Source organism: Streptomyces sp. UH6, assembly GCF_013421635.1.
GTDB classification, from domain to species: Bacteria; Actinomycetota; Actinomycetes; order Streptomycetales; family Streptomycetaceae; genus Streptomyces; species Streptomyces abyssomicinicus.
This window is the reverse complement of record NZ_JACADT010001114.1, coordinates 1-1,753: the sequence shown is the minus strand read 5'-3', so window position 1 is coordinate 1,753 and position 1,753 is coordinate 1. Positions and strand designations below refer to the sequence as shown.

Genomic DNA, 1,753 nt, shown 5'->3' with positions numbered 1-1,753 from the left:
CGCCCCGCCGGCTCACGCCGCGTCCGGTATCGGCAGCGGTCGCTTCTCCAGCGCCGCCGCCATGACCTCGGGGAACAGGTCCGGCGTGCACGCGAACGCCGGCGCGCCCAACGCGGCCAGCGCCGCCGCGTGGTCACGGTCGTAGGCCGGCGCGCCCTCGTCGGACAGGGCCAGCAGCGTCACGAACTGCACGCCCGCCGCCTTCATCGCCGCCACCCTCTTCAGCATCTCGTCCCGTATGCCGCCCTCGTAGAGGTCGCTGATCAGCACGACCACCGTCTCGGCCGGCCGGGTGATCTGCGACTGGCAGTAGGCGAGCGCGCGGTTGATGTCCGTACCGCCGCCCAGTTGCGTGCCGAAGAGGACGTCCACCGGGTCGTCGAGCTGGTCGGTCAGGTCGACGACCGCGGTGTCGAAGACCACCAGCCGCGTGGCGATGGACCGCATGGAGGCCAGCACCGCGCCGAAGACGGAGGCGTAGACCACCGAGGCGGCCATCGACCCGGACTGGTCGATGCAGAGCACGACCTCCTTCTTCACCGCCTGCGAGGCCCGTCCGTAGCCGATCAGCCGCTCCGGCACGACGGTGTTGTACTCGGGCAGGTAGTTCTTCAGGTTGGCCGCGATGGTGCGGTTCCAGTCGATGTCGTGGTGGCGCGGCCGGTTCACCTTGGCGCTGCGGTCCAGCGCGCCGGTGAGAGTGGCCCGGGTGCGGGTGGCGAGGCGCTTCTCCAGGTCCTCGACGACCTTGCGCACCACCGCGCGGGCCGTCTCCTTCGTGGTCTCCGGCATCGCCCGGTTGAGCGAGAGCAGGGTGCCCACCAGGTGGACGTCCGGCTGCACCGCCTCCAGCATCTCCGGCTCCAGCAGCAGCGAGGCCAGGCCGAGCCGGTCGATGGCGTCCTTCTGCATCACCTGGACGACGGAGGACGGGAAGTACGTGCGGATGTCGCCCAGCCACCGGGCCACCGAGGGCGCCGACCCGCCGAGGCCCGCCGAACGGTCGCCGCCCCGCGGGCGGCCGGAGTTCCGGGATCCGTTCCCGCCGTTGCCGTAGAGCGCGGCGAGGGCGGCGTCCATCGCGGCGTCCCGGCCGCTGAGCGCGTGGCCGGTCCCGTCGGCCTGGTCGCCGCCGAGCACCAGCCGCCAGCGCCGCAGCCGCTCGGCCGCCGCGTCCGCCTCCCCTCCCCTCACGGCGGGGGACGGACCCACGGACGAGGTGGTGACGGGCGAGCTGGTGATGGGCGAGGTGGTGACGGGCCAGGTGGTGACGGATGAGGTCGGGGATGTGGTCATGCCGCTGCCTCCACTGAGTCGTCGGGCAGGCCGTCGGGCCGTTGATCCTGATCGAGGTCCGGGTCCAGGCCCAGCAGCAGCCGGACCACGGGCAGCACGGCGTCGGCGCGGGCCATGTCCAGGTCCTCGCCGAAGCCCGGCGTGGGGACGGTCGCCGTTCCTCCGCCGGCGGCCGGTCCGCGGCGGACCAGTTCCCCCAGGCTGCGGCGCACCCCGGGCTCGTAGGCCGAGAAGGTGCGGCGCAGCAGCGGCAGCACGTCGGTGAAGGACTCCGCCGGCACGCCGGTCAGCCAGGTGTCGACCAGCCCGAGCAGCCGCTCGTCGTGGACCAGCAGCAGTCCGCCGGAGCCACCGCCGACGAAGCCCTCGATCCAGGACGCCGCGTCGGCCGGCTCGGTGCCCGGCGACAGGACCAGGCCCATGCGCCGGGCGGCCTCCTCGGTGTCGAGCGCGCCGT

General features: G+C 73.5%; 2 protein-coding genes. Both read right to left on the bottom strand.

Annotated features, from left to right (window positions below; translation table 11 throughout):
• Positions 1-12: 12 nt before the first annotated feature.
• Positions 13-1,194: a VWA domain-containing protein gene (locus tag HW445_RS29775; protein WP_180223924.1), complete on the bottom strand. Its 1,182-nt coding sequence runs from the start codon at positions 1,192-1,194 to the stop codon at positions 13-15.
• Positions 1,195-1,292: 98 nt separating this feature from the next.
• On the bottom strand, positions 1,293-1,753 hold a 461-nt coding region (locus HW445_RS29770), incomplete at its 5' end, for a DUF5682 family protein (RefSeq protein WP_257231369.1).